This window comes from Kutzneria sp. NPDC052558 (genome assembly GCF_044547355.1).
Classification (GTDB): Bacteria; Actinomycetota; Actinomycetes; order Mycobacteriales; family Pseudonocardiaceae; genus Kutzneria.
The window spans coordinates 1-23584 of record NZ_JBIUAG010000041.1 but is presented as its reverse complement, the minus strand read 5'-3'; the positions used below and the strand labels follow the sequence as shown (position 1 = coordinate 23584).

Annotated in this window: 22 protein-coding genes; 20 read left to right on the top strand and 2 right to left on the bottom strand. The window is 72.1% G+C overall.

The annotated features are described in order from the left end of the window. The first annotated feature begins 131 nt into the window (after positions 1–131). The 4 genes from ACIG5F_RS43165 (at position 132) to ACIG5F_RS43150 (ending at position 3576) form a co-directional block, all read left to right on the top strand. A complete protein-coding gene (locus ACIG5F_RS43165; protein ID WP_396526037.1) occupies positions 132–710 on the top strand; it encodes a TetR/AcrR family transcriptional regulator in 579 nt (192 codons plus the stop codon). 120 nt (positions 711–830) lie between these two features. After that, positions 831–1667, top strand: coding sequence for an enoyl-CoA hydratase-related protein (locus tag ACIG5F_RS43160; protein ID WP_396526036.1), 837 nt, complete (start codon positions 831–833; stop codon positions 1665–1667). A 32-nt stretch (positions 1668–1699) separates the two neighbouring features. Then, positions 1700–2566, top strand: a complete 867-nt coding sequence (locus ACIG5F_RS43155; RefSeq protein WP_396526035.1) for an alpha/beta fold hydrolase — start codon at positions 1700–1702, stop codon at positions 2564–2566. Beyond that, positions 2563–3576 carry a VOC family protein gene (locus ACIG5F_RS43150; RefSeq protein WP_396526034.1) on the top strand — a complete coding sequence of 338 codons (1014 nt, stop codon included), beginning with the start codon at positions 2563–2565 and terminating at the stop codon, positions 3574–3576. The genes ACIG5F_RS43155 and ACIG5F_RS43150 overlap by 4 nt, the downstream gene beginning before the upstream one ends. Before the next feature lie 5 nt (positions 3577–3581). Here the strand turns inward: ACIG5F_RS43150 and ACIG5F_RS43145 are convergent, their stop codons facing one another. After that, positions 3582–4226 carry a TetR/AcrR family transcriptional regulator gene (locus ACIG5F_RS43145; RefSeq protein WP_396526033.1) on the bottom strand — a complete coding sequence of 215 codons (645 nt, stop codon included), beginning with the start codon at positions 4224–4226 and terminating at the stop codon, positions 3582–3584. A 120-nt stretch (positions 4227–4346) separates the two neighbouring features. Here ACIG5F_RS43145 and ACIG5F_RS43140 point away from each other — a divergent pair, with 120 nt between their 5' ends. Beyond that, entirely contained in the window at positions 4347–5531 is a 1185-nt protein-coding gene (locus tag ACIG5F_RS43140) for an oxygenase MpaB family protein (RefSeq protein ID WP_396526032.1), read from the top strand. A gap of 8 nt (positions 5532–5539) precedes the next feature. Continuing rightward, positions 5540–5983: an SRPBCC domain-containing protein gene (locus ACIG5F_RS43135; RefSeq protein WP_396526031.1), complete on the top strand. Its 444-nt coding sequence runs from the start codon at positions 5540–5542 to the stop codon at positions 5981–5983. Here the strand turns inward: ACIG5F_RS43135 and ACIG5F_RS43130 are convergent. Beyond that, positions 5967–6623 (bottom strand): GntR family transcriptional regulator, encoded by a 657-nt coding sequence (locus ACIG5F_RS43130; protein ID WP_396526030.1) that lies wholly within the window; start codon positions 6621–6623, stop codon positions 5967–5969. The genes ACIG5F_RS43135 and ACIG5F_RS43130 overlap by 17 nt on opposite strands. Positions 6624–6789: 166 nt before the next feature. Between ACIG5F_RS43130 and ACIG5F_RS43125 the strand changes: the two genes are divergently transcribed. The 14 genes from ACIG5F_RS43125 (at position 6790) to ACIG5F_RS43060 (ending at position 23178) form a co-directional block, all read left to right on the top strand. Continuing rightward, positions 6790–8679 (top strand): FAD-dependent monooxygenase, encoded by a 1890-nt coding sequence (locus ACIG5F_RS43125; protein WP_396526029.1) that lies wholly within the window; start codon positions 6790–6792, stop codon positions 8677–8679. Positions 8680–8690: 11 nt separating this feature from the next. Next, the gene (locus ACIG5F_RS43120) at positions 8691–9671 is read left to right on the top strand and encodes a hypothetical protein (protein WP_396526028.1); all 981 of its coding nucleotides are present in this window, start codon (positions 8691–8693) and stop codon (positions 9669–9671) included. 10 nt (positions 9672–9681) lie between these two features. Continuing rightward, positions 9682–10071 carry a RidA family protein gene (locus ACIG5F_RS43115; RefSeq protein ID WP_396526027.1) on the top strand — a complete coding sequence of 130 codons (390 nt, stop codon included), beginning with the start codon at positions 9682–9684 and terminating at the stop codon, positions 10069–10071. A gap of 4 nt (positions 10072–10075) precedes the next feature. After that, the gene (locus tag ACIG5F_RS43110; RefSeq protein WP_396526026.1) at positions 10076–11071 is read left to right on the top strand and encodes an amidohydrolase family protein; all 996 of its coding nucleotides are present in this window, start codon (positions 10076–10078) and stop codon (positions 11069–11071) included. After that, a complete protein-coding gene (locus tag ACIG5F_RS43105; RefSeq protein WP_396526025.1) occupies positions 11068–11727 on the top strand; it encodes an RraA family protein in 660 nt (219 codons plus the stop codon). The genes ACIG5F_RS43110 and ACIG5F_RS43105 overlap by 4 nt, the downstream gene beginning before the upstream one ends. Further along, positions 11717–12355: an RraA family protein gene (locus tag ACIG5F_RS43100; RefSeq protein ID WP_396526024.1), complete on the top strand. Its 639-nt coding sequence runs from the start codon at positions 11717–11719 to the stop codon at positions 12353–12355. The genes ACIG5F_RS43105 and ACIG5F_RS43100 overlap by 11 nt, the downstream gene beginning before the upstream one ends. Further along, positions 12352–12942, top strand: a complete 591-nt coding sequence (locus ACIG5F_RS43095; RefSeq protein WP_396526023.1) for an RraA family protein — start codon at positions 12352–12354, stop codon at positions 12940–12942. The genes ACIG5F_RS43100 and ACIG5F_RS43095 overlap by 4 nt, the downstream gene beginning before the upstream one ends. Positions 12943–12963: 21 nt before the next feature. Next, positions 12964–14463, top strand: a complete 1500-nt coding sequence (locus ACIG5F_RS43090; protein ID WP_396526022.1) for an aldehyde dehydrogenase — start codon at positions 12964–12966, stop codon at positions 14461–14463. Between the two features lie 88 nt (positions 14464–14551). After that, complete coding sequence (locus ACIG5F_RS43085; RefSeq protein WP_396526021.1) at positions 14552–15022, top strand: cupin domain-containing protein; 471 nt, start codon at positions 14552–14554, stop codon at positions 15020–15022. A 59-nt stretch (positions 15023–15081) separates the two neighbouring features. Next, entirely contained in the window at positions 15082–17295 is a 2214-nt protein-coding gene (locus tag ACIG5F_RS43080) for an ATP-binding protein (RefSeq protein WP_396526020.1), read from the top strand. Positions 17296–17340: 45 nt separating this feature from the next. After that, positions 17341–17901 (top strand): RICIN domain-containing protein, encoded by a 561-nt coding sequence (locus ACIG5F_RS43075; RefSeq protein ID WP_396526019.1) that lies wholly within the window; start codon positions 17341–17343, stop codon positions 17899–17901. A 133-nt stretch (positions 17902–18034) separates the two neighbouring features. After that, entirely contained in the window at positions 18035–19477 is a 1443-nt protein-coding gene (proS, locus tag ACIG5F_RS43070) for a proline--tRNA ligase (RefSeq protein ID WP_396526018.1), read from the top strand. Between the two features lie 250 nt (positions 19478–19727). After that, positions 19728–21353, top strand: coding sequence for an ABC transporter ATP-binding protein (locus ACIG5F_RS43065; RefSeq protein ID WP_396526017.1), 1626 nt, complete (start codon positions 19728–19730; stop codon positions 21351–21353). A gap of 73 nt (positions 21354–21426) precedes the next feature. Then, a complete protein-coding gene (locus ACIG5F_RS43060; RefSeq protein ID WP_396526016.1) occupies positions 21427–23178 on the top strand; it encodes an ABC transporter ATP-binding protein in 1752 nt (583 codons plus the stop codon). Positions 23179–23584: the final 406 nt, after the last annotated feature.

Here is a 23584-nt window from a genome sequence, read left to right as displayed (position 1 = left end):
GCACGACAGCCCCGTGTTACCCTGACAGCCGCCTATTAGCCTTGCCGCAACAGGGAGATATCGGACGCCGCCGTATTGGCACGATGTCAGGACGGAAGGGGGATCCGGTGCCCGCAGGACGATCGTCCCGGATGGACGCGACCGAGCGCCGGGAGCAGATCCTGGCCGCCGCGATGAAGCTGTTCGAGCAGGGATCCTACGCGGGGGTGTCCACCGCGGACATCGCCACCGCGGCCGGTGTCGCCCGTCCCCTGATCCACCACTACTTCGGCACGAAGCGCGAGCTGTACCTGGAGGTCGTGCGCCGGCTGTCCTACATCCCGGCGGTGGCCGTGATGAAGGGCCTGTCCAAGGGCACCCTCGAGGAGCGGGCCGACTCCTGCATCACCAGGTATCTCACGGTCGGCTGGCGCCACCGGAACATGTGGACCTCCATCATGACCCTGGACACGCCCGACGCCGAGGTGGCCGAGATCCTGCGGCAGGCCGACGGGATCGCGGCGGACCGCACGATCGAGGCGCTCGGACTCACGCCGGAGAACGGGAAGCTGCACGCGATGATCGTCGCCTACGGCGGCCTGGCCAAGGCGGCGAGCCGGCAGTGGCTGGCCGAGCAGACGCTGACCCGTGACGAAGTGCACACCCTGCTCAAGAGCACCCTGCTGACCATCGTGCGCGACGTCGCCGGGGCTCGCACCGCACATCGCTGATCCGCCGTCAACAGCGTTCTCCCTGATCAGAAGCCATTAACGGCCTCTTTTGCGCACAGTTATTGACAAGATGTCAACGGACTTGCCATCCTGGAGGAGCACTGATCACCGGGAGGTGCGATGCACGCCGACTACCGGCAGGTGACGTACTCGGTCGACGGGGCGGTCGCCACGATCGCGCTCAACCGGCCGGAATCGCGCAACGGCTACACCGTGACGATGGCCGACGAGCTCGCCGACGCCTTCGCCCGCGCGGACGCCGAGGACGCGGTGCGCGCCGTCGTGTTCACCGGACAGGGCAAGGACTTCTGCGTCGGCGCCGACCTGTCCGACGGCGGGTTCGACATCCACGCCAAGGCCGAGGTCGACCTCGACGCGTTCACCGAGCCGGCCAGCCGCTGCTCGATGCGGATCTTCGCGATGGCCAAGCCGGTGATCGCCGCGATCCGGGGCGCGGCGGTCGGCGCCGGCTCGACCATCATCCTGCCCGCCGACTACCGGCTGGCCGCCGAGGACGCCCGGTTCGGCTTCGTGTTCACCCGGCGCGGCATCGTGCCCGAGGGCGCGTCCACCTGGTTCCTGCCGCGCCTGGTCGGCATGGCCAAGTCGCTGGACTGGATGCTCAGCGGCCGCGTTTTCGGCGCGGGGGAGGCATTGCACGCCGGACTGGTGTCCGAAGTGCACCCCGGCGACGAGCTGCTGGCGCGGGCCTACGAGCTGGCCCGGGAACTGGCGGCCACCGTCGCCCCGGTCTCGGTCGCGCTGACCCGGCAGATGCTGTACCGGATGAGCGCCCAGGACTCCCCCGTGGCCACCGAGCGGCTCCAGTCCCGGCTCATCGCCACCATCCTGAACAGCCCCGACGCCGTCGAGGGCGTGCGTTCCTTCCTCGAACGGCGCGAGCCCGACTTCCCGGGCCGGGTCACCGCCGACCTGCCGACCGGCCTTCCCTGGTGACCGATCACCACCATCATCCGCCGAGGAGCACCATGACCGTGCAGACACCGTCGATGCAGGAGTCCCTGCTCGACGTCGCGGGTAAGAAGATCTTCGTCGCCGAGACGGGCGAGGGCCCGCCCGTCGTGCTGCTGCACGGCGGCGGCCCGGGCGCGTCCGGGGTGTCCAACTACGCGCGCAACATCGGCGCGCTGGCCAAGGAATACCGGGTCATCGTGCCGGACATGCCCGGCTACGGCCGCAGCACCAAGAGCGGGCCCGCCGCCGACCCCTTCGGCGCGCTCGCCGACAGCATCCGAGGAATTCTCGACAAGCTCGGCCTGGACAAGGCGCACCTGGTCGGCAACTCCTACGGCGGCGCCTGCGCGCTGCGGCTGGCCCTGGACACGCCCGACCGCGTCGACCGCATGGTGCTGATGGGACCGGCGGGCGTCGGCTGGACCCGCGCCGTGCCGACGGCGGGAACACGAGCCTTGCTCAGTTACTACTCCGGCGAGGGGCCGACGCGGCTGAAGCTGGAGAAGTTCATCCGCAACTACCTGGTGTTCAACGCCGCCGATGTGCCCGACGAGGTCATCGACCTGCGCTACCAGGCCAGCATCGACCCGGAGGTCCTGGCCGCGCCGCCGACGCGGATGCCGGCCGGCCCGGAGGCGGTGCGCACGATGTGGAAGTCGGACTTCACCCGGGATCCGCGCCTGGCCCGGCTGCCGGTGCCGACGCTTGTGCTGTGGGGCGCCGCCGACAAGGTCAACCGGCCCGCCGGTGCGCGGATGCTGGCCGAGCGGATGCCGAACTGCGATCTCTACCTGGCGGCCAACACCGGCCACTGGGTGCAGTTCGAACGCGCGGAGCTGTTCAACCGGCTGTGCGCCGACTTCCTGGCGGGCCGCCGATGAACGCCCCCGGACTCGACTCCGTCTTCGGCTCCGTCCACCTCGGCTACCTCGTCATCGAGAGCAACCAGCTGGCCGACTGGCGGCGTTTCGGCGCCGACGCCATCGGCCTGCACTGCGACGAGCTGGACAACGGGCTGCTGCGCTTCCGTCTCGACGACCAGCAATGCCGGTTCCTGCTGCGGCGCGGCCCGGCCGAGGACGTCGTGGCGGCCGGCTGGCACATCGACGACCACACCACGTTCGAGCAGATCGAGGCCCGCATCCTCGCCCACGGCGTCCCGGTCACCCATGGCACCGCCGAGGAGGCCGCCGCCCGCGGCGTGGCCCGCCTGCTGCGTTTCCCCGGCCCCAAGGGCATCGCCCAGGAGATCTACGCCGAGCCCCTGATGGCCGACGAACCGCTGCGCATGCGGGCCTCCGGCTTCGTCACCGGCGACGGCGGCATGGGCCACATCGCGATCACCTCGACCAAGCCGACGCAGATCCGCGGCTACTTCACCACCGTCTTCGACGCCCGGCTGACCGACTACATCGACGAGACCATCAGCGGCATCAAGGCCAAGATGCGCTTCCTGCGGGTCAACGAGCGCCACCACACCATCGCCGTGGCCAACGTGCAGGGCCTGCCGATCGACCCGATCCGCACCAGCATCCAGCACCTCAACATCCAGGCCGCCACCCTCGACGACGTCGCCCGCAGCTACCAGCGGGTGTGCGAGCTCGGCTTCGACATGTCGCTGTCGGTCGGCCAGCACACCAACGACAAGGAGCTGTCCTACTACGCGCGCACCCCGTCGGGATTCGACTGGGAGGTCGGCTGGAACCCGGTTGTCGTCGACGAGTCCACCTGGGAACCCACGACGTACCAAGGGATCAGCATCTGGGGCCACACCCCGGTCGGCCAGACGATCATCGACCGGCTCGACCAGTTCCGGCTGGCCGCGCTGTCGCTGGGCCACCGCGAGGAGACCGTCCCGGCCTTGGCCGGCGACGGAATCCCCGACGACTGAGGGCGTCAGCCCCGTCCGAGCAGTCCGGCCACGACCAGGTCGGCCAGCTGCTCGGCGGTGCGCGCCTGGCCGTCGGCGGGGACCGCGCGCCCCAGCCGGCCGGCCAGGGGCAGCTGCACCAGGCCGGCGACCGGGCCCATCACCGCGAAGAACAGCACGTCCATGGGCACCGGCGGGATCCGCCCGGCCGCGGCGAGCCGTTGCAGGGCGGGCGCCAGCAGTAGCAGGGTCGGCGCCACGTAGTTGTCGAACACGTGGTCCAGGCGCTCGGACTCCCGGCCGAACTCGTCGAACAACAGGCGTCCGACCAGCGGGGTGGTGGCCGCGGTCCGGTAGAAGTGCTGGATCACCACGCGGATCCGGTCGGCGTCGTCCATGTCGGCGTCGAGCAGCCGCTGGCGTTCGGCCAGGTCCGGGGCCAGGGTCCGGTCGATGACCGCCCGCCAGAAGTTGGCCTTGGATCCGTAGCGGTCGTTGATGAAGTTGTGGCTGACGCCGAGCCGCCGGGCCAGTTCCCGGGCCGAGGCGCGGTCGTAGCCGAGTTCGGCGAACGCCTCCATGCCGCGGGCCAGCACCTCGGCCTCGCCGGGCACCGGGGGGCCGTTCGCGCCCGGCCGACCCTGCCTGCGCTTCACGCCTTCGACCGCCATCTGCCCATCCTCCTCGGCGCTCGACCCCGGCCCGGACGAGGGGCTGCCGACAATTTGACAGTTGTCAGAACAAGCCTAATCTGACGAGTGTCAGTAAACGCGAGACCGGTGGAGTGACCCATGGTCGATGCACAGTCCTGGCCGGCCCGCCGCAGCTCAGCGGCCGCCATCCGCGCGCAGTTCGGTGACGGCCGGGCCGAGCTGGTCGGGGACGCCCTGGTCACCGGCGACCCGCTCGCCGACGCCGTCGTCGAGGAGATCCACACCGACGGCCGCCAGGTGCGCGCCAAGCTCCAGCACGGAATCGAGCACGGCCTCGCCGCCGTCGACGCGCCGCCGCCCGCCGTCGCGGCCCTGCTGCGGCAGACGGAGACGGCCCCGTCCTACGTCGACGACGAGCTGCTGGACGAGGCGCCCCTCCCCTACCACAACGCGCCCGCCCCCGTGCACATCATCAGCCTGACCGCCGGCGCGCTGGTGCGGACCTACCAGTCGCCGTCGATCGCCACCGTGCTGGCCATGACCGGCCGGCTCATCGACGGCGTGCCGCGGCGGCTACAGGACACCGGCCGCTGGACCACGACGGCGATGCTGCCCGGATCGCTCCGGCCCGGCGGAGTCGGTTACGTGGCAACACTTCAGGTGCGCATGATGCACGCCCACATGCGCCGCCTGGCCCGCACCCGCGGCTACGACGAGCCGGCCTACGGCGCCCCGATCAACCAGGTCGACCTGATCCGCACCTGGATGGACTTCACCCTGATCAGCTACCGGGCCGAGGACATCATGGGCTTCGCCCTCACCTCGGCCGAACTCACCTCGCTCTACCGGTACTGGTGGCACCTCGGGCACCTGCTCGGCATCGACGGCCGGCTGATCGAGGGCATCACCGACAACGAGGGGGCCCAGCGGGTCGACGACCTGATGCAGGCCGTCACCGGGCCGCCCATCGTCGAGACCAGCACGCTGGCGAAGGCCTCGATCGAGACCATCGCCGACACCCTCAACGAGTTCGTGCGCATTCCCACCGGCCTGGCCGGCCAGGCCCTGTACGCCCTGGCCCGCCGCTTCCACGGCCACGCCGCGCTCGACGAGCTCGGCCTGCCCCGGGGCGCCGCCGCCGACGCCCTGCTCACCCCGGCCTTCCACGCCATCCGCACCCGCCAGGCCAAGCTCCGCCGCGATCCCGCCGCCTGGGCCAAGGCCCAGCAGGCCAACATCGACGCCGCCCGGGAACAGGCCGGCGTGGCCGACGAGCCCTCCGGCTACGAGCACGCGACCAAGCCCGAACTCGAACTCACCTAGGAATCCCCGTGCCCACAGTGGAAACGACCAGTTCCATCGTGATTCCCGCGCCGCCGGCCCGGGTGTACGAGACGGTGACGAGCCCGGAGAACTGGCTGGGGACCCATCCGGTGACGGTCGGGGTGCTCAACGCCCCGGCCCGGCCGGCGGTCTCCGGCGAGCACTGGACCGAGGTCATCCGGACGCCCGCGGGCCAGACCGCCGACCTGGCCTGGACCGTCGACCGCGCGGAACCCCCGCGGCGGTGGGAGATCTCCACGGATCGGCTGCTGGCCGACCACGTCCGGTGCGTCATCACCTACACCTTCGCCGAGCAGCCGGGGGCGACCCTGTTCACCCGGCGCATGGCGGTCACCTACCCGGACGGGGCCCTGGACGACCAGTCGGCCGCCCGGTTCGGCAATCCGGCGGTGCACGACCAGTACCTGGCCAACGTCAAGAAGCTGCTCTGACGCCCCGCGATCGCCGGCGGTGCTGGGCCATCGACGCCAGCAGGGCGTCGTGGCTCTCCGCCTCGAGGGCCGCGACGATGTCGAGGTGCTCCTCGTAGCGCTGGCGGCGCGTCTCCGGGGTGTGCATCTCGGCGCTGACGTAGGGCTGCGCGAGCCGCCACAGCCGCTCCAGCTCGTCGACGATCAAGGTCTTCCAGGACAGCCGGAAGATCGCGAAGTGGAACTCCCGGTTCACCGCGACGGTCTCGGCCGGGTCGAGGTCGTCCACCAGCTCCAGCAGCCGCTCGTTGAGCCCGCGGACGCGGGCCAGCGCGGCGGCGTCCGGCCAGGCGATGTCCCGGATGATCTCGGTCTCCAGCAGCTCGAGCAGGACCGCGAGCTGGGCCAGCTCCTCCGCGCTGCGCTTGGCCACGAAGAACCCGCGGTGCTTCTGGTGGGCGATCACGCCCTGCTCGGCCAGCGCGTGCAGGGCCTCCCGCACCGGGACCCGGCTGGTGCCGAGAATCCGCGCGAGCTCCTCCTGCCGCACCTGCTCCCCCGGGCTCAGCTCGCCGGCGCCGATCAGCGCCAGCACCTCGCCGACCACCCTGTCGACCGCCGCACCGGCCTTGACCAGCGGAGTCTTATCGCTGACGGCCACTGATCGGACCTCCTGACGTCGGGCCTGGACGGGCTACAGGATCGCATGCAGGGCGGAACCCGACCGGGTCCGGCAGCCTCCTCTTGCCGCATTCTAGATTGCATGCAATTATGAGTTCAATGCTGGATACGCGCAGCAGGGCTCGTCCGAACGGCAAGGAGGCCGCATGAGTGACGACCCGCAGCCCGGCGTTGTCGAGGAGACGCCCGTCCTGATCGTCGGCGGCGGACCCGCCGGCCTGACCACCGCGCTGGAGCTGGCCCGGCGCGGCATCGACGGCATCGTGATCGACCGCCGGGGCTTCACCAGCCACTTCCCCCGCGCGCACCTGCTCAACGTGCGGACCATGGAGACCTTCCACGACGTCGGCATCGCCGACCAGATCTACGCCGAGGGGCCGCCGGAGCACGAGTGGCACCGGGTGGCCTGGTACACCTCGCTGGCCGGGCCGACCCCGCTGCACGGCCGCCGCATCGGCGCCTTGCCGGCGTGGGGCGGCGGGGCCGACCGGGAGCGCTATGAGCAGGCCAGCCCCCGCCGCTTCGGCAACCTGCCCCAGCTGCGGGTCGACGCCCTGCTCTGGGAACGGGCGCACGAGGCCTGGCCGGGCGGGGTCCGCCCGCGCACCGAGCTGGTCGACCTCGCGATCGACGACGCCGGCGCCACCGCGACCGTCACCGATCTCGACGAGGGGCGGACCTACCGGATCCGGTGCCGCTACCTGGTGGCCGCCGACGGCGGCCGCACCTGCGGGGACCTGCTCGGGGTGACCGTGTCCGGGCCGCGGGCGCTGGTCGACATCATCACCGTGTTCGTCTCTGCGGACCTCAGCGAGCACGCCGACCCGGGGGCGTTGCTGACCTACCTGGTCCGGCCGGAGGGCGAGGGCGGCCTGGTCGGCGGGCTGCTGGCGCTGGGCCCGGGCCGCTGGGGCGCGCACTCTCCACAGTGGACAATGGGCATGTTCCTGGATCCGGACGACCCGATCGGGCACGACAACGACGCTCTCGTCCAGCGGGCCAAGGACCTGATCGGCCTGCCCGACCTGGACGCGCAGGTGCACTCGATCAGCCATTGGCAGTACGAAGGCGTGGTGGCGGACCGGTTCCGGGTGGGACCGGTGTTCCTCGCCGGGGACGCCGCGCACCGGCACCCGCCCACCGGCGGCCTCGGGCTCAACACCGCGGTCGGCGACGCCGCCAATCTCGGGTGGAAACTCGCCGCCGTGCTCAAGGGCGAGGCCGGCGAGGAACTCCTGGACAGCTATGAGCCCGAACGCCGCCAGGTCGCGATCCGCAACGTGGAGCACTCGCTGCGCAACGCCGGCCGGCACACCCCGATCGGCGTCGCGATGGGGCTGCGCAAGGGAATCACCGTCGACGAGGGCTGGGCCGAGATCGGGGTGTGGGCCAGCGACACCGAAGAAGGCGCGCGCCGCCGGGCCGCCGTCGCCGACGCCATCGCCCACAACGCCGAGGACTTCAGCCAGCTCAACATCGAGGCCGGATTCGGCTACGAGGTCGGCGCGGTGATCAGCGACGGCACCCGGCCACCGGCCGGCCACGACACCGCCACCGAGTTCACCTCCACCGCGCGGCCCGGGCACCACGTGCCCCACGTCTGGCTGCACACCCCGGCCGGCGAACGCGTCTCGACGTCGGATCTGGTTGCGGCCGAAGGCATGACGCTGTTCGTCGGCCCCGACGCCGACCAGTGGTCGGCGGCCGCGACCTCGGCCGCCGACCCGATCACCGTGATCGCGGTGGGCGCCGATGATCTCCGTGACCCGGACGGGACCTGGCTGGCGGTCTGCGAGATCGAGCCGTCCGGCGCGCTGCTGGTTCGACCGGACCGGCATGTCGCCTGGCGCGTCCCGACGCTGCCGGCCGATCCCACCGCGGCCCTCGCGGCGGCGCTGAACACCGTGCTGCGCACAGCCCCGGCCGCCGTGCCCGGCGACCCGCTCGCCGGGCTGAAGGGCATCGCCGAGGCCGGAGAGGCGCTTCGCGTCGGCCGAGCACGCGAAGCGCGGCTGTTCACCGTCGTCGAATCCTGAAGGGACAGACCATGGCCGAAATCGTCTTCGGGGCCGGCACATCGCACAGCCCCCTGCTCGCCGCCCCACCCCACCTGTGGGCCGAGCGGGCCGACCAGGACCGCCACAACCCCGAGCTCTACGACAACGCCGGCGTCATCCGCCCCTTCGACGACCTCGCCGAGGCCGCGGGCGACCGCTTCGACTCCCAGCGCACCGAGCAGGCGTGGCAGCAGGCCTGGGAACGCTGCCAGTCCGCGCTGGACCGGCTGCGCGCGGACTTCCGCCGGGTCGCCCCCGACGTCGTGCTGGTCATCGGCGACGACCACCACGAGCTGTTCGACTCCACGAACCAGCCGGTGATGGCCATCTCGGCGGCGTCGGAGATGAGGACCGCGGTGCTCGACGCCGACGACTCCGAGTTCTTCCGGGAGGTCGCCACGGCCTACCTGATGCACGAGGAGTTCACCTTCGCCGGGCACGCCGAGCTGGCCGAGGACCTCGCCCGTGGCCTGATGGCGGAGGGCATCGACATCGGCTGGATGTCCGGCGCCCCCGCCGGCCGGGGCTTCGGCCACGCCTACGGCTTCCCCATCCACCGGTTCCTGCTGCCCGATCCGGTGCCGGTCATCCCGTTCATGCTCAACACCTACTACCCGCCCAACCAGCCCGGGCCGCGCCGCTGCCACGACCTCGGCAGGGCCCTGCGCCGGGCGGCCGCCGCCTCCCCGGTCGAGGCCCGGATCGCGATCCTGGCCTCGGGCGGGCTGTCGCACTTCGTCGTCGACGAAGGCCTGGACCGCAAGGTCCTCGACGCCATCCACGCCAACGACGCCGAAGCGCTCTGCTCGCTGCCGCCGGAGCTGCTCAACAGCGGCTCCTCGGAGATCCGCAACTGGATCACCGCCGCCGGGGCCATGGACGGGCACGCCGTGGACTGGTCGGAGTACGTGCCCATCGTGCGCACCGCCGCCGGAACCGGCTGCGGCATGGGCTTTCTGGCCTGGAAGTAGGGAGAACGTCATGGCCCGACGATCCATCGAGGTGCCCGGCCTGCACCACGGCAGCCTGCCCATCCCCCAGGCCTGCGTGGTCGGCGACCTGCTCGTGTCCGGCGGCATCTCGCCGCTCGACCCCGCCACCGGCGGGGTGCCCGACGACGCCGAAGCGCAGGTCGCGCTGGCCTTCGCCAACGCCTGTCGGGTCCTCGACGCCGCCGGCGGCCGCCCCGCCGACGTCGTCAAGGTGACGGTTTTCGTACGGGACAAGGGCATTCGGCCGGCGATCGACAAGTGCTGGCTGGAGCTGTTCCCCGACGAGCACAGCCGACCGGCCCGCCACACCCTGCGCACCGACCTCGCCGAACCGTTGCAGATCCAGCTCGAGATCACCGCCGTGCTGGGAAAGGGCTGAGCACATGATCATCGACGCGCACGCGCACCTCGTCTCCCCCGACTCGCTCTATGCCTACCGGTCGATGCTGCTGGCCAACGGCGGCTACCACTTCGGCCGCCCCCGGATCTCCGACGACGCGCTGGCCGAGACCGCCGCGGGCAACGTGGCGATCATGGACTCGGTCGGGACCGACCTACAGCTGCTGTCACCGCGCCCGTTCGTGCTGGGGCACTCCATGCAGCCCTCCCGCATGCTCGAACCGTGGATCCGGGCCAACAACGAGACCATCGCCCGCACCATCGGATTGCACCCGACCCGGTTCGCCGGGGTCGGGGCGCTGCCGCTGTCCCCGGACGAGCCGGTCTCGGCCGGGTTCGGCGAGCTGGACCGGCTCGTCGACGAGGGCTTCGTCGGCGTGCTGATCAACCCGGACCTGCACGAGGGCCGGGGCGCGACCCCCACCCTCGGAGACCGGTACTGGTACCCGCTGTGGGAACGGATCGTGGAGCGGGATCTCCCGATCCACATCCACTCCGCCGGCTGCTACTCCGACCGCGAGACCTACTCCGAGCACTTCGTCACCGAGGAGTCCATCGCGATCCTCGCGATGCTGCGCAGCAGCGTGTTCACCGACTTCCCGACCCTGCGGGTGATGATCTCCCACGGCGGCGGCTCCGTGCCCTACCAGGTCGGCCGCTGGCAGGCCGAGGCGCTGCATCCGGGCCTCGGCGGCCGCCCGGACGCCGAGCGCTTCGAGACCTCGCTGCGCCGGTTCTGGTTCGACACCGTGCTGCACTACCCGCCGTCGCTGGAGTTGTTGCTCCGCCTGGTCGGCCCGGACCGCGTGCTGTTCGGCACCGAGAAGCCGGGCAGCGGCAGCGCGCCTGACCCGGAGACCGGCCGGGATCTCGACGACCTCAAGCCGGTCATCGAGGGCTTCGACTTCCTCACCGACCGCGACCGCCAGGCCGTGTTCGAGGACAACGCGCGCACCGTCTTCCCGGGTCTGAAGTCGTGACCGATCTGGTCGACCGGCTCAGGGCGCTGGACACCTGCGCGGTGTCCGACGCCCTGGACCGGCACGGAATCCGTGGCGTCGTAGGCGGATTGCGGCCGTGGGCGGCGCCCGGGACCATCGCCGGCCGCGCCGTCACCGTGCTGCTCGGGCCGCCGTCCGACGACGTCACGGCCAGCCGGCACCTCGGCACCGCAGCGGTCGACGCCTCGGGCCCGGGCGACGTCATCGTTGTCGCCCATCAGGGCCGTACCGACTGCGCGGGCTGGGGCGGACTGCTGTCCCGCGCGGCGGCCGCCCGTGGCATCGAGGGAATCGTCGTGCACGGCGCCGCCCGTGACCTCGTCGAGGCGGCGGAGGCCGGCCTCCCGGTCCATGCCGTCACCCCCACCCCGGTGACCGCGCGCAGCCGTGCGGTCGAACGCGGTTGGGGCGAGCCGGTGCAGCTCGACGATGTCGCCGTGCGCCCCGGAGATCTGGTTCTCGCCGACGGCGGCGGCGTGGTCGTCGTGCCGGCCGCCCAGGCCGAGGAGGTGCTGGCCACCGCGGAACGGATCGCCGGCACGGAAGCGGCCATGGCCCGGGCGATCGCCGCCGGCGCGCCGGTGTCGGACGTGATGGGCCAATCCTATGAGGAGCTGACCTCTCGTGATCACTGAAGCCCTCGCCGCCCTGTCGACCTCGGGCGTCTCCGACGCGCTCGACCGGCTCGGAATTCCCGGCCAGGCCCAGGGAATCGCGCCGCTGGACCGGAGCTTCCGGCTGGTCGGGCGGGCGTGGACGCTGCGCTACGGGCCCGTCGGCGAGGACCGCGGCACGGTCGGCGACTACATCGACGACCTCGGGCCCGGCGACGTTGTCGTGCTGGACAACCAAAGCCGGGTCGATGCCACGGTGTGGGGCGATCTGCTCACCACCACCGCGCATCGGCGGGGCGTGGCCGGCACGGTCATCGACGGCGTCTGCCGTGACGTCGACCGCAGCCTCGGGCTCGGCTATCCCGTGTTCTCCCGCGGCAACTGGATGCGCACCGGGAAGGACCGGGTCCGGGTGGAGGCCACCCAGGTCCCCGTCTCGATCGGCGGAATCCGGGTGGAGCCGGGAGATCTGCTGCTGGGCGACGGGGACGGCCTGGTCGTCGTGCCGGCCGGGCGGGCGGACGAGGTCATCGCCGCCGCCGAGGAGATCGAGCGGGCCGAGCAGGCCATCCGCGCGGCCGTGGAATCGGGCACGTCACTGCGCGAAGCACGGGCTCGGCACCGCTACCACGACTTGCAGCACCGATGACCGCGCTCAGCTCCGCCACGGTGCACGAGGCCGCGGGACGCATCGGAGCCCTGCCGTCCTCGATCAAGCCACTGCACCCGGCCATGCACATCGCGGCCCCCGCCTTCCCGGTTCGCACACCCCCGGGCGACAACCTCTGGCTGCACCGCGCCGTCCGCGCGGCCTCGCCCGGGGAGGTCCTCGTGGTCGACACCGGCGAGGGCTTCGAGCACGGCTACTGGGGCGAGATCCTCGCCGAGGCCGCCATCGCCCGCGGCCTGGCCGGCCTCGTGATCCACGGCGGCGTCCGCGACTCGGCGCGCCTGATCGAGCTGGGCTGGCCCGTCTTCGCCGAGCGGATCTGCATCCAGGGCACGGCCAAGGATCCCCACGGCGCGGGCGAACTCGGCGAACCGGTCGTCATCGGCGGCCGGACCGTCTGCCTCGGCGACCTTGTCGTCGCCGACGCCGACGGCGTCGTCATCGTCCCGGCCTCCCGCGCGGCGGAAGTCCAACGGCTGTCGGCCTTGCGGGAGCAGGCCGAGGCCGACTACCTCCGCCGCATCCGCGCCGGCGAGCCGACCACCGACATCTACCGCCTCCCCTGACTTCCGAAAGGCAGAATCCCCATGCCTGGCAACGATGTCCTCTTGTCGATCGGCGGTGCGCCCACCGCCGCCGCCTCCGGACGGACCTTCGACCGGCACAACCCGTTCACCGGCAAGGTCGTCACCACCACCGCGGCCGCCGGCGCCGACGACGCCCGGCGGGCCGCGGACGCGGCGGCGGCCGCGCTGCCGGCGTGGTCCGCGACCACCCCCAGCCACCGTCGCCAGGTGCTGCTCCGCGCCGCGGAGCTGCTCTCGGCCCGGGCCGAGGATCTCGCCGCCGCCATGGTCGAGGAGATCGGCGCGGCGTCGGTCATAGCTCAGCGCGGCGCCGGGCTCGCGGCCGACCACATCCGGGAGGCGGCCGCGATGACGACGCTCGCGGCCGGCCAGACCCTGCCGACCGACCGTCCGGGTTCGCTGTCCATGACCGTGCGCAAGCCGATGGGCGTCTGCCTGGGCATCGCGCCGTGGAACGGGCCGGTGGTCCTCGGGGCGCGGGCCATCGCCTATCCGCTGGCCTTCGGCAACACCGTGGTGTTCAAGGCATCCGAGCAGTCACCGCGCACGCATTCGTTGCTGGCGCGGGCATTCCAGGACGCCGGGCTGCCGGCGGGCGTGCTCGACGTCGTCCACCACAGCGCCGTGGACGGGGCCGAGGTCACCAACGCGCTGATCGAGCACCCCGCCGTCCGGCACATCAACTTCACCGGCTCGTCCCGGGTCGGCCGGCTCATCGCCGAGTCCGCCGCCCGCCACCACAAGCGGGTCCTGCTCGAACTGGGCGGCAAGTCGCCGCTGATCGTGCTCGACGACGCCGACCTGGACGAGGCCGCCCGCGCCGCCGCGCTCGGCGCGTTCACCAACCAGGGGCAGGTGTGCGTCTCGACCGAGCGTGTCATCGTCCACGACAGCGTCGCCGACGCATTGCTCTCGCGCCTGGGCGCACACGCGATGTGCATGCCGGCCGGCGATCCGAGCCGGCCCGAGAACATCCTCGGCTCCCTCGTCGACGAGGCGTCCGCGATCAGGGTCGAGCGCCTGGTCCGCGACGCGGTCGCGGCCGGCGCCGTCCTCGTCGCCGGCGGTTCGCGCGACGGGGCCGTCATGCCGCCGACGGTGCTCGACCGGGTCACCCCCGACATGGAGATCTACTACGAGGAGACCTTCGGCCCGGCCACCGTGGTCATCCGGGTCGCCGACGACGACGAGGCCGTGTCGGTCGCCAACGACACCGACTACGGCCTGTCCTCGGCGATCTTCAGCGCCGACGTCACCCGCGCGCTGGGCCTGGCCGCCCGGCTCGACACCGGCATGTGCCACATCAACGGCCCCACCGTCCGCGACGAGCCCCAGGCCCCCTTCGGCGGCGTCAAGGCCAGCGGCTGGGGCCGCTTCGGCGGCCTCCCCATGATCGACGAGTTCACCACCCTCCAGTGGATCACCGTCGACGACCTGCCCGGCCACTATCCGCCGTTCCTGGCCGACCGCCCCCGGCGGGAGGACGTCACCGCCGACTGACCCCCTTCTCGGGCTGGAGCTGTCACAACGACCGCCGTTGCCTTGTCTTCGCTGCGGAAACCGACAGCGCGGACGAGGGATGGTGCTCATGTCGTACCCGGACCAGGTCTACTTCGACAGCTCCGGCGAGGTCAGCGCGACCTTCCGCGCGGCCGGCACGCCGCCCGACCTCGGCACGCCCGGGGACGGCATGCACTACCTGGCCACCACCGAGTCGACGCGGGGCGAGTTCGGGCTGTACCGGGTGATGATGAAGCCGCGGGCCGGTGGGCCGAGCACGCATTTCCACCGCACGATCTCGGAGTCCTTCTACATCCTCGACGGCACGGTCCGGCTGTTCAACGGGGAGAAGTGGATCGAGGGCGAGGCCGGCGACTTCCTGCACGTGCCGCAGGGCGGGCTGCACGCCTTCCGCAACGACTCGGACGCCCCGGCCGAGATGCTGCTGCTGTTCACGCCGGGCGCGCCGCGCGAGGAGTACTTCGAGCAGATCGGCCGGATCGCCGCGGACGAGCGGGCCGCGTTCCTCGACAAGCACGACTCGTACTTCGTGGACTGACCGGCCCCGAGGAACCAGCCGCACGACAGCGCTGACGAACGCGTTCCTACTATGTGCCGGTGCACCGGGGCCAGGGGTCGCTCGCCGAGATGGTGGCTGGACTGCGGAGCAGTCGCGGGCTGTCGCAGGAGCAGTTGGCGGAGCAGAGCGGGGTCAGCGTCCGGGCGATCGGGGAGATCGAGCGTGGGGCGACGCGGCGGCCGCACCGGGAGACCGTGCGAGCGCTCATCGGCGCGCTTGGCCTGACACCGGAGGAGCGGGAGGCGTTGGAGGGGGCGGCGCGGTCCACGCCGCCGCCGGACACCCGACGCCGTAAGGCAGTTCGACCAGGGCTGCCGGCGCCGGTGACCTCGATCGTCGGCCGGGACGAGGACCTCGCGGCGGTGTCGCGACTGGTCTCCTCGGCCCGCCTGGTCACGATCATTGGCACGGGCGGGGTCGGCAAGACCCGGCTCGCGCTGGAGGTCGGCTGGCAGGTGGCGGCTCGGTTCGAGGCCGTGCGTGGCCTCGATCTGAGCCCGCTGCGGCATCCGGACGACGTCCCCCAAGCGCTGGCGGAGGCGCTGCGCACGCCGAACCCGGCCGCGTTGATCGGCGACGGGCGGTGGCTGTTGGTGCTGGACAGCTTCGAGCACGTTGCCGCGGCGGCAGCCACGGTGGCGACACTGTTGGCCGAGTGTCCACGGCTGACGGTGCTGGCGACCAGCCGGTCTCCCTTGCGGCTACGGGGAGAACACCTGTGGCCGTTGACCCCACTGTCCACTCCGGACGGTGACGACACCGCCGACAACGCGGCGGTTCACCTGCTGGTGGAACGGGCAGCGGCGGTCCGGCCGGGGTTCACGGTCACCGAGGACAACGCGGCGGCGGTCGCGGCGTTGTGCCGGCGTCTGGACGGCCTGCCGCTGGCCCTGGAACTGGCGGCGGCACGGCTGCGCACACAAGCGCCGGCGCAGGTGCTCGCCCAGGTCCGCGATCTGCACGGCGACGCCGTGGACCTGGCGGACCGGCATCTGAGCCTGCGCCGCACGGTCGAGTGGAGCACGCGCGGGCTGACCGAGCCCGATCGTCGGTTGTTCGGCCTGCTGGGTGCTTTCGCCGGCGGGGCCGACCCGGCCGACGTGGAGGCCGTGCTCCAGGCGCCGCCGCTGGGGTTGGCGACGCTCGCCGCGCACAGCCTGATCACCGTCGCGGATCGGGCCGGCACCACGAGGATCGGCATGCTGGACACGATCCGCGAGGTGGTGGAAGACCAGCTCACCGCCAAGGAGGACCGGGACGCGCACGCCGCCCACTTCCTGCGCCTGGTCCGGGACGGCGATCCCCGGCTGGCCGATGAGCAGGACAACGTGCGGGCAGCCGTGCAGCACTCCGTCGACACCATGGACATGGCAACCGTACGCGCCCTGACCAGCCATTACGTGGCCCGGGGGCGGTTCGCCGAGGGCCGCCGGATGCTGGCCGCGGCCGCCGGTGCCGCGCCCACCGACCAGGCCCGCGCCTGGGCCTGGCACGGGGCGGCGGTCACCGCCAACGAAAGCGGCGACCCGCAGGCGGCCCTGGCGCTGGCCGCCAGAGCGGCCGAGGAGTTCGGGGCCGACCCGGACGGCCGGGCCGCCACGCTGACCCTGATCGGCAACGCCCACAAGTTCGCCGGACGCTACGACGAGGCCGCGGCGGCGTACACCGGCGTGCTGGAACAGGCCCGGGCCGTCGGCGACGCCCGTCGGGAAACGATCGCGCTGAACAACCTCGGCGCGCTCGCCCATGATCGAGGCGCGTACGCCGAGGCGATCGGCTACCACTCCGCCGCGCTGAGCCGCAAACGCGAGATCGGCGACCGCCGCGGGGTCGCGGTGGCGCAGCTCAACCTCGGCGCCGTGCGCAACGACACCGGCGACCACGCCGACGCGGCCACTCTGCTCGCCGAGTCGGCCGCGACGTTCGCCGCCCTCGGCGAGCCCGGCTCCGAGGCGTTCGCCCTGGCCCTGCTGGCCCAGTCCCATGCCGGCCTGGCCCGCTGGGATGAGGCCACGGCCACCGGCCGGCGCGCGCTGGAACTGGCCCGGCGAGTCGAGCACGCCCAGGCCACCGGCCTCGCGTTGCTGGCCCTCGGCGAGACCGCCGCCGCGACCGGCGATTCCGCCGACGCCGGCCGGCTGCTCCGGGAGGCGCTGACCTTCCCGCTCGGCCTGCCCGATCGGGCACGCATCCGACAAGCGTTGATTCCGCTGGCTTTTCCGCCGGTTCGGCCTGGAGGCGCGCAGCGGTGATCCCTAGTGTTGCGCCGCGTCGCATCCGCTTCGGCTAGGAGACCCATGCCGCACTTGTCCCGCCCGATCCTGGTGGCGGCCGCGATCGCCGCCCTGGCGCTGACCGCCGCCGCCCCGGCGTCCGCCGACCGGACCTATCCCCCGCCGGTCAGCGGCGACGTGGTGTTCTTCCAGACCAACAGCGGCACCTCCGGCGCCGACATCCGGTGCGTGCAGGTCGACAAGGGCCGCCTCGACGACTTCGCCCCGGTCGACCAGCTCGCCTGCCAGTTCGGCAACAACCAGGCCTGGCGGATGGGCCAGGTCAACGGCGACCCGAACGTGTTCTGGCTGCAGAACGTGGCCTCCGGCAAGTGCCTGGACGACTACGCCTACGGCACGAACCAGGGCAACCCGATCATCCAGTACACCTGCCTGGTCGGCGCCAACCAGCAGTGGCGGATGGACTGGAGCTACAACGACGGCAACGCCCAGTTCCAGAACGTGCACAGCGGCCTGTGCCTGTCGGTGGACGGCCTCAACACCAGCCCCTACCGCCGTTTAGTGCAGAATCCCTGCTACGGCTTCACCAACGAGCGGTTCACGCCCGTGTGGCCCGCGCACTGAGCCACCCAAGGCGGCGCCGTCGGCGACCGGGGTCGTCGACGGCCGCCGAGCACCACTCGCTTGTCCACAGTGGACGTACGAGGTCGGATTTATTCACTCTCCGCATCAGGTCACCGCGGGATAGCCTGTGGCCGTGGCAGCAGATGAGCGCGGTGTCACCCCGCAGAGCGAGAACTTCTCCGCCTGGTACAACGACCTGGTCGTCAAGGCGCAGCTGGTGGACCGGGGCCCGGCCAAGGGCACCATGGTCATCCGGCCGTACGGCTACCGGATCTGGGAGCTGTTGCAGGCCGAGCTCGACCGGCGGATCAAGGACACCGGGCACGACAACGCCTACTTCCCGCTGTTCATCCCCGAGTCCTACCTGCGCCGCGAGGCCGAGCACGTGGCGGGCTTCGCGCCGGAGCTGGCCGTGGTCACCCACGCCGGCGGCAAGCAGCTGGAGGAGCCGCTGGTGGTGCGGCCCACCTCGGAGACGATCATCGGCGAGATGATGGCCAAGTGGGTCTCGTCCTACCGGGACCTGCCGCTGCTGCTCAACCAGTGGGCCAACGTGGTGCGGTGGGAGCTGCGGCCGCGGGTGTTCCTGCGCACCACCGAGTTCCTCTGGCAGGAGGGCCACACCGCGCACGCCGACGAGGCCGACGCGCGGCGCGAGACCCGGCTGATGCTCGACACCTACGAGGAAGTGGCGCGCGACATCGCCGCCATCGCGGTGGTCACCGGGGAGAAGACGCCGGGCGAGCGGTTCGCCGGCGCGGTCAGCACCCAGACCATCGAGGGCATGATGCGCGACGGCAAGGCGTTGCAGTCGGGCACCTCGCACTACCTCGGCGAGAACTTCGCCCGGGCCTTCGACATCGCGTACACCGACGTGTCGGGCGAGCGCAAGCTGTGCCACACCACCTCGTGGGGCATGTCGACCCGCATGATCGGCGGCGTCATCATGACGCACGGTGACGACAAGGGCCTGGTGCTGCCGCCGCGGCTGGCCCCGTACCAGGTGGTCATCGTCCCGATCGGCCGCGGCGAGAAGGGCGAGGCCGCCGTGGCCGCCGCCCGCGAGCTGGCCGGCCGGATCAAGGCCGCCGGCGTGCGGGTGCACATCGACGACCGGCTCCAGCTCTCCCCCGGTTTCAAGTTCAACGACTGGGAGATGAAGGGCGTGCCGATCCGGCTGGAGCTGGGCCCGCGCGACATCGAGGCCGGCACCGTGCTGATGGCCAAGCGGCTCGGCGCCGAGGGCAAGCAGACGCTGAGCCTGGAGACGGTGGCTCAGGACCTGCCCAAGCTGCTCGACGAGTTCCAGGACTACCTGCTCGCGCGGGCCACCCGGTTCCGCGAGGACAACACCGTCGGCGTGGACGGCTGGGAGCACTTCACCGAGGCCGTCGGCACCGGCTGGGCCCGGGCCTTCCACTGCGGCGAGGCCAAGTGCGAGGACGAGATCAAGGCGGCCACCGCGGCCACGCCTCGGTGCGTGCCGTTCGACGGGGTGAGCGAGAGCGGCGCCTGCGTGCGCTGCGGGACGCCGTCGGCCTACGGCAAGAGGGTCATCTTCGGCCGCTCCTACTGAGCGGCCTGCTCATCGACGCCCGGCCCCACTCCTACCTGCGGCCGGCTCGGGTCGCTCATCACCCACGGGCCGGACGCGGCCGGAGTGGCCGAGCTGCGGGACAAGGGCCTGGCCGGGCTGGATGTGGTGATCGAGGACCCGGTGTAAGGCCGTCCCGCACTAGGGTGGCGTCATGGGGGCAGCGGTCGGGAAAGGGGTCGCGCCGGGGCCACGGGACCGGAGTGGTCCGGTTCGTTTCCTGTGGTGGCTGGTGAGGTCGCAGGGCTGGCGGATCGTGGCCGGGGCGGGGCTGGGCAGCGCGTGGATGCTGGGCCTGGCGTTGGTGCCGTGGGTGCTGAACCACGTGGTGGACGACGGGCTCGTGGCGGGGGACCCGGGGGCGCTGGTCGGGTGGTCGGCGGGGTTGCTCGGGATGAACGTGGCGATCGCGGTGCTGGCGATCGCGCGGCACCGGACGATGTCGAAGATCCGGATGGACACCTCGTTCCGCACGGTGCGGGCGGTGGTGCGGCACACGGCGAAGTTGGGATCGAGCCTGTCCCGGCAGGTGGTCGCGGGAGAGGTGGTGACGATCGGGATCGCGGACGTGCAGCTGGTGTCGCAGTCGATGACGGTCACCGGGCCGGGGGTCGGGGCGGTGTTGGCCTACGTGGCGGTGGCGGTGGTGCTGTTCACCATCTCACCGATGCTGGCGGTGGTGGTGCTGGCGGGCGTGCCGCTGCTGGTGGTGTTCATCGGACCGTTGCTGCGGCGAATCGGCCACACGGGGGCCGACTACCGTGCGCGGCAAGGACAGCTGACGACCCGGCTGGTGGATGTCCTTAGTGGACTGCGCGTGCTCAACGGCCTTGGTGGCAAGGAGATCGCGGCGGAGCGGTACGGGCAGCAGTCGCGGGAGCTGGTGACGCGGGGCTATCGGGTGGGCGGCCCGGCGAGTTGGGTGACGGCGCTGGCCAATGGGCTGCCGGCGCTGTTCTTGGCGGTGGTGACGTGGCTGGCGGCCCGGATGGCGGCGCAGGGCGAGATCACGATCGGCGGCCTGGTCGCGGTGTACGGCTACGTCGCCGTGTTGGCGATACCGGTGGCGTTCTTCATCGAGAGCGCGGGCGACATCGCCAGCGCAGTGGTGTCGGCCCGGCGCATCGTGCACCTGCTCGCACTACGGCCCGCGCACGAGGATGCCGAGGCAGCGGTTGAACCGCCGGCGGGATATGGGCCGCTGGCTGACCCGGCGTCGGGAGTCGTGGTGCGCGCGGGGCAGCTGACGGCGTTGGTGAGCGCACGCCCGGACGAGGCGATCGCCGTGGTGGAAAGGCTGGGCTGGTTCACCGAAACCGAGGCGACGTGGGCGGGCGTGCGCGTGGACACGCTTGCGCCGCACCGGTTGCGGGAGCGGCTACTGGTGGCGGACACCGATGCCGAGCTGTTCTCGGGGACGATACGAGACACCGTCGCGGGACGGCAGGAGCCGGACGACGACCGGGTCCGCGCGGCCGTGCACACGGCGGTGGCCGAGGACATCGTGGACGCGCTGCCCGGCGGCCTGGACGCGCCGGTCGCCCCGGGCGGCAGCACGCTGTCGGGCGGCCAGCGGCAGCGGCTTCGCCTGGCGCGAGCCGTGTACGCGCGGCCGGATGTGCTGCTGGCGGTGGAGCCGACCTCGGCAGTCGACGCCAACACCGAGGCCGTCATCGTCGACCGGCTGCGTGCGGCGCGGCACGGTCTCACGACGCTGATCGTCACGACCTCGCCGCTGGTGCTCGATCAGGCCGACGCGGTGGTGTTCCTGGACGACGGAGCGGTATCCGGCACGCACGAACAACTCCTGCGCGACAACCAGGCCTACCGCGCCCTCGTATCGCGGGTGGACGCGTGAGCGAGCTTGCGAGCGAACCATTCAACACAGTAGCGCCGCGAATGCGGCCGCCGAGCGCCAGCGAGGGGGCTGTATGAGCGCGACACTGCCGGCCGCGAGCACGGCGCGGGTGCGCGCGGCGGCATGGGGCGAGCTGCGCGCGGACCGTGGCGCGGTCGTGGGACTGTTGCTGCTCAACGGTTTGGCTTCCGCTTCGGGGCTGGTGGGGCCGTGGCTGCTGGGGCTGATCGTCGACGCGGTCCGTGCCGGCAAGGGCGATGTCCTGGGCACCGTGGACCGGTTGGCGTTGGGCGCGTTGGTGTTCACCGTGGTGCAGACGCTGTTGTCCCGCTGGGCGTTGGCCGTGGGCTACCGGTTCGGCGAGCGCACGGCGGGCCGGATCCGCGAGCGATTCCTGGGGCGAGCCCTCGCGCTGCCCGCATCGGTGGCCGAGCACGTGCCCACGGGCGACCTGATCGCACGGGGCAGCTCGGACGCCTCGATGGTGGCGGGCACGCTGCGCCGAGCCGTGCCCGAGGTGCTGGTGGCGCTGGTCCAGGTGCTGTTCCTGATCGTCGCGGTCATCCTCCTGGACTGGCGGCTCGGACTGTGCGGGCTGCTGTGCCTCGTGGGCGTCACGGCCGTGTTGCGCTGGTACCTGCGGCGCGCCCGCCCGGCCTATCTGGCCGAGGCGGCCGCCGGCGCGCAGCTGGCCGACATCGTGACCAGGACGGCCAAGGGCGCCCGCACGATCGAGGCGTTAGCGCTGGAGGACCAGCGCGCGGCGGCCGCCGAGGCGGTGATCGCCGGGGCGCGGACCGCGCGCCTGCGGACGCTGTGGCTACGCACGGTCCTGTTCCCGTCGTTGGACATCTCCTCCACGCTGCCGGTGGTCGGCGTAGTGCTGGCGGGCGGGGCCCTGGAGGCGGCCGGCCTGGTCACCGTCGGCGCGGTGGTCGCGGCGACGGTGTACCTGCGGCAGCTGACCGGCCCGCTCGACACGCTGATGGTGTGGGTGGAGCAGTTGCAGGCGGCGACCGCGTCGTACGCACGGGTCGAGGGCTTGGCCGAGGTGCCGGCCGATGAGCCGCGCGCGGCGGCCGAGCCCGAGGATGACCGCATCGAGGTCAGCGGCGTCCACTTCGCCTACGACGGCGGCCGGGATGTGCTGCGCGGCATCGACCTGGCCGTGCGGGCCGGCGAACGGCTGGCGGTCGTCGGCGCGTCCGGGGCCGGAAAGTCCACGCTGGCCCGGCTGCTGGCCGGCTTGGACCGGCCGCGCGAGGGAACGGTGACCGTCGGCGGCGTGCCCGTGGCCGACCTGCCGCCGGACCGGCTGCGCGAACAGGTGGTGCTGGTGACCCAGGACCACCACATCTTCCACGACACCGTGCGGGACAACCTGCTGATGGTGAAACCCGAGGCCGACGACCAAGAACTGCTCCGCGCCCTGGACGTCGTGGGCGCACACTGGGTGGCCGAGCTGCCGGCCGGGCTGGACACCACGATCGGCGCGGACGTCCAACTCGACGGAGCCCGGGCCCAGCAGTTGTCGCTGGCCCGCGTCGTGCTGGCCGATCCGCACACGCTGATCCTGGACGAGGCCACCGCCCTGCTCGACCCCACCACCGCCCGCGAGGCCGAGCAGGCCCTGGCCGCCGTCCTGCGCGGCCGGACGGTCATCGCCATAGCCCACCGCCTCCAGACCGCGCACGACGCCGACCGCATCGCCGTCCTCGACGCCGGCCGGCTGATCGAGCTCGGCCCCCACCACGACCTCGTCACCGCCGGCGGCGTCTACGGCAAGCTGTGGCACTCCTGGCACGGCGATCACCAGGAGGCCTGAGGCGGAGGGGGGCGTACGTGCCTCAAGCGGGCGCCGGGCGTCTCCGGGATCTGTTGGCTGAAGGTGGTCGGCGACACGGTCGGCCGGTCCGAGGCGACGGGCGGATCCTAGGCGTCTTCCATTATCTGCTGGCCGAAGTCGGGGGTGTGCTGGTCGGATCGGGATCTGTTGGGGGCGTTGGGTGTGGTTGTGGTTCTGGTGCCCGCGCCGCGCGGTTGCCGTGGGGTGGGGTTTGCGGTGAGGGGCGGGGTTGTTGTTCGGCTGAGGGGTGGGGTTTGCTTTGCGGGGTTGGGGTTGTTGTGTGGTTGGGGTGGGGTGGGGCGGTTGGTTGGTGGCTCCGGGTGGATTTTGTGTGGAGACCTCTGGGCGATGGCGTATCAAGGCGCTATCGGGCAGGCTCCGCCTG

What these genes read in the sequence shown, in the direction of transcription:
- ACIG5F_RS43165 (WP_396526037.1), top strand. Translation starts at nt 132, where the DNA reads ATGGACGCGACCGAGCGCCGGGAGCAGATCCTGGCCGCCGCGATGAAG.
- ACIG5F_RS43160 (WP_396526036.1), top strand. Translation starts at nt 831, where the DNA reads ATGCACGCCGACTACCGGCAGGTGACGTACTCGGTCGACGGGGCGGTC.
- ACIG5F_RS43155 (WP_396526035.1), top strand. Translation starts at nt 1,700, where the DNA reads ATGACCGTGCAGACACCGTCGATGCAGGAGTCCCTGCTCGACGTCGCG.
- ACIG5F_RS43150 (WP_396526034.1), top strand. Translation starts at nt 2,563, where the DNA reads ATGAACGCCCCCGGACTCGACTCCGTCTTCGGCTCCGTCCACCTCGGC.
- ACIG5F_RS43145 (WP_396526033.1), bottom strand. Translation starts at nt 4,226, where the DNA reads ATGGCGGTCGAAGGCGTGAAGCGCAGGCAGGGTCGGCCGGGCGCGAAC.
- ACIG5F_RS43140 (WP_396526032.1), top strand. Translation starts at nt 4,347, where the DNA reads ATGGTCGATGCACAGTCCTGGCCGGCCCGCCGCAGCTCAGCGGCCGCC.
- ACIG5F_RS43125 (WP_396526029.1), top strand. Translation starts at nt 6,790, where the DNA reads ATGAGTGACGACCCGCAGCCCGGCGTTGTCGAGGAGACGCCCGTCCTG.
- ACIG5F_RS43120 (WP_396526028.1), top strand. Translation starts at nt 8,691, where the DNA reads ATGGCCGAAATCGTCTTCGGGGCCGGCACATCGCACAGCCCCCTGCTC.
- ACIG5F_RS43115 (WP_396526027.1), top strand. Translation starts at nt 9,682, where the DNA reads ATGGCCCGACGATCCATCGAGGTGCCCGGCCTGCACCACGGCAGCCTG.
- ACIG5F_RS43110 (WP_396526026.1), top strand. Translation starts at nt 10,076, where the DNA reads ATGATCATCGACGCGCACGCGCACCTCGTCTCCCCCGACTCGCTCTAT.
- ACIG5F_RS43095 (WP_396526023.1), top strand. Translation starts at nt 12,352, where the DNA reads ATGACCGCGCTCAGCTCCGCCACGGTGCACGAGGCCGCGGGACGCATC.
- ACIG5F_RS43090 (WP_396526022.1), top strand. Translation starts at nt 12,964, where the DNA reads ATGCCTGGCAACGATGTCCTCTTGTCGATCGGCGGTGCGCCCACCGCC.
- ACIG5F_RS43085 (WP_396526021.1), top strand. Translation starts at nt 14,552, where the DNA reads ATGTCGTACCCGGACCAGGTCTACTTCGACAGCTCCGGCGAGGTCAGC.
- ACIG5F_RS43075 (WP_396526019.1), top strand. Translation starts at nt 17,341, where the DNA reads ATGCCGCACTTGTCCCGCCCGATCCTGGTGGCGGCCGCGATCGCCGCC.
- ACIG5F_RS43060 (WP_396526016.1), top strand. Translation starts at nt 21,427, where the DNA reads ATGAGCGCGACACTGCCGGCCGCGAGCACGGCGCGGGTGCGCGCGGCG.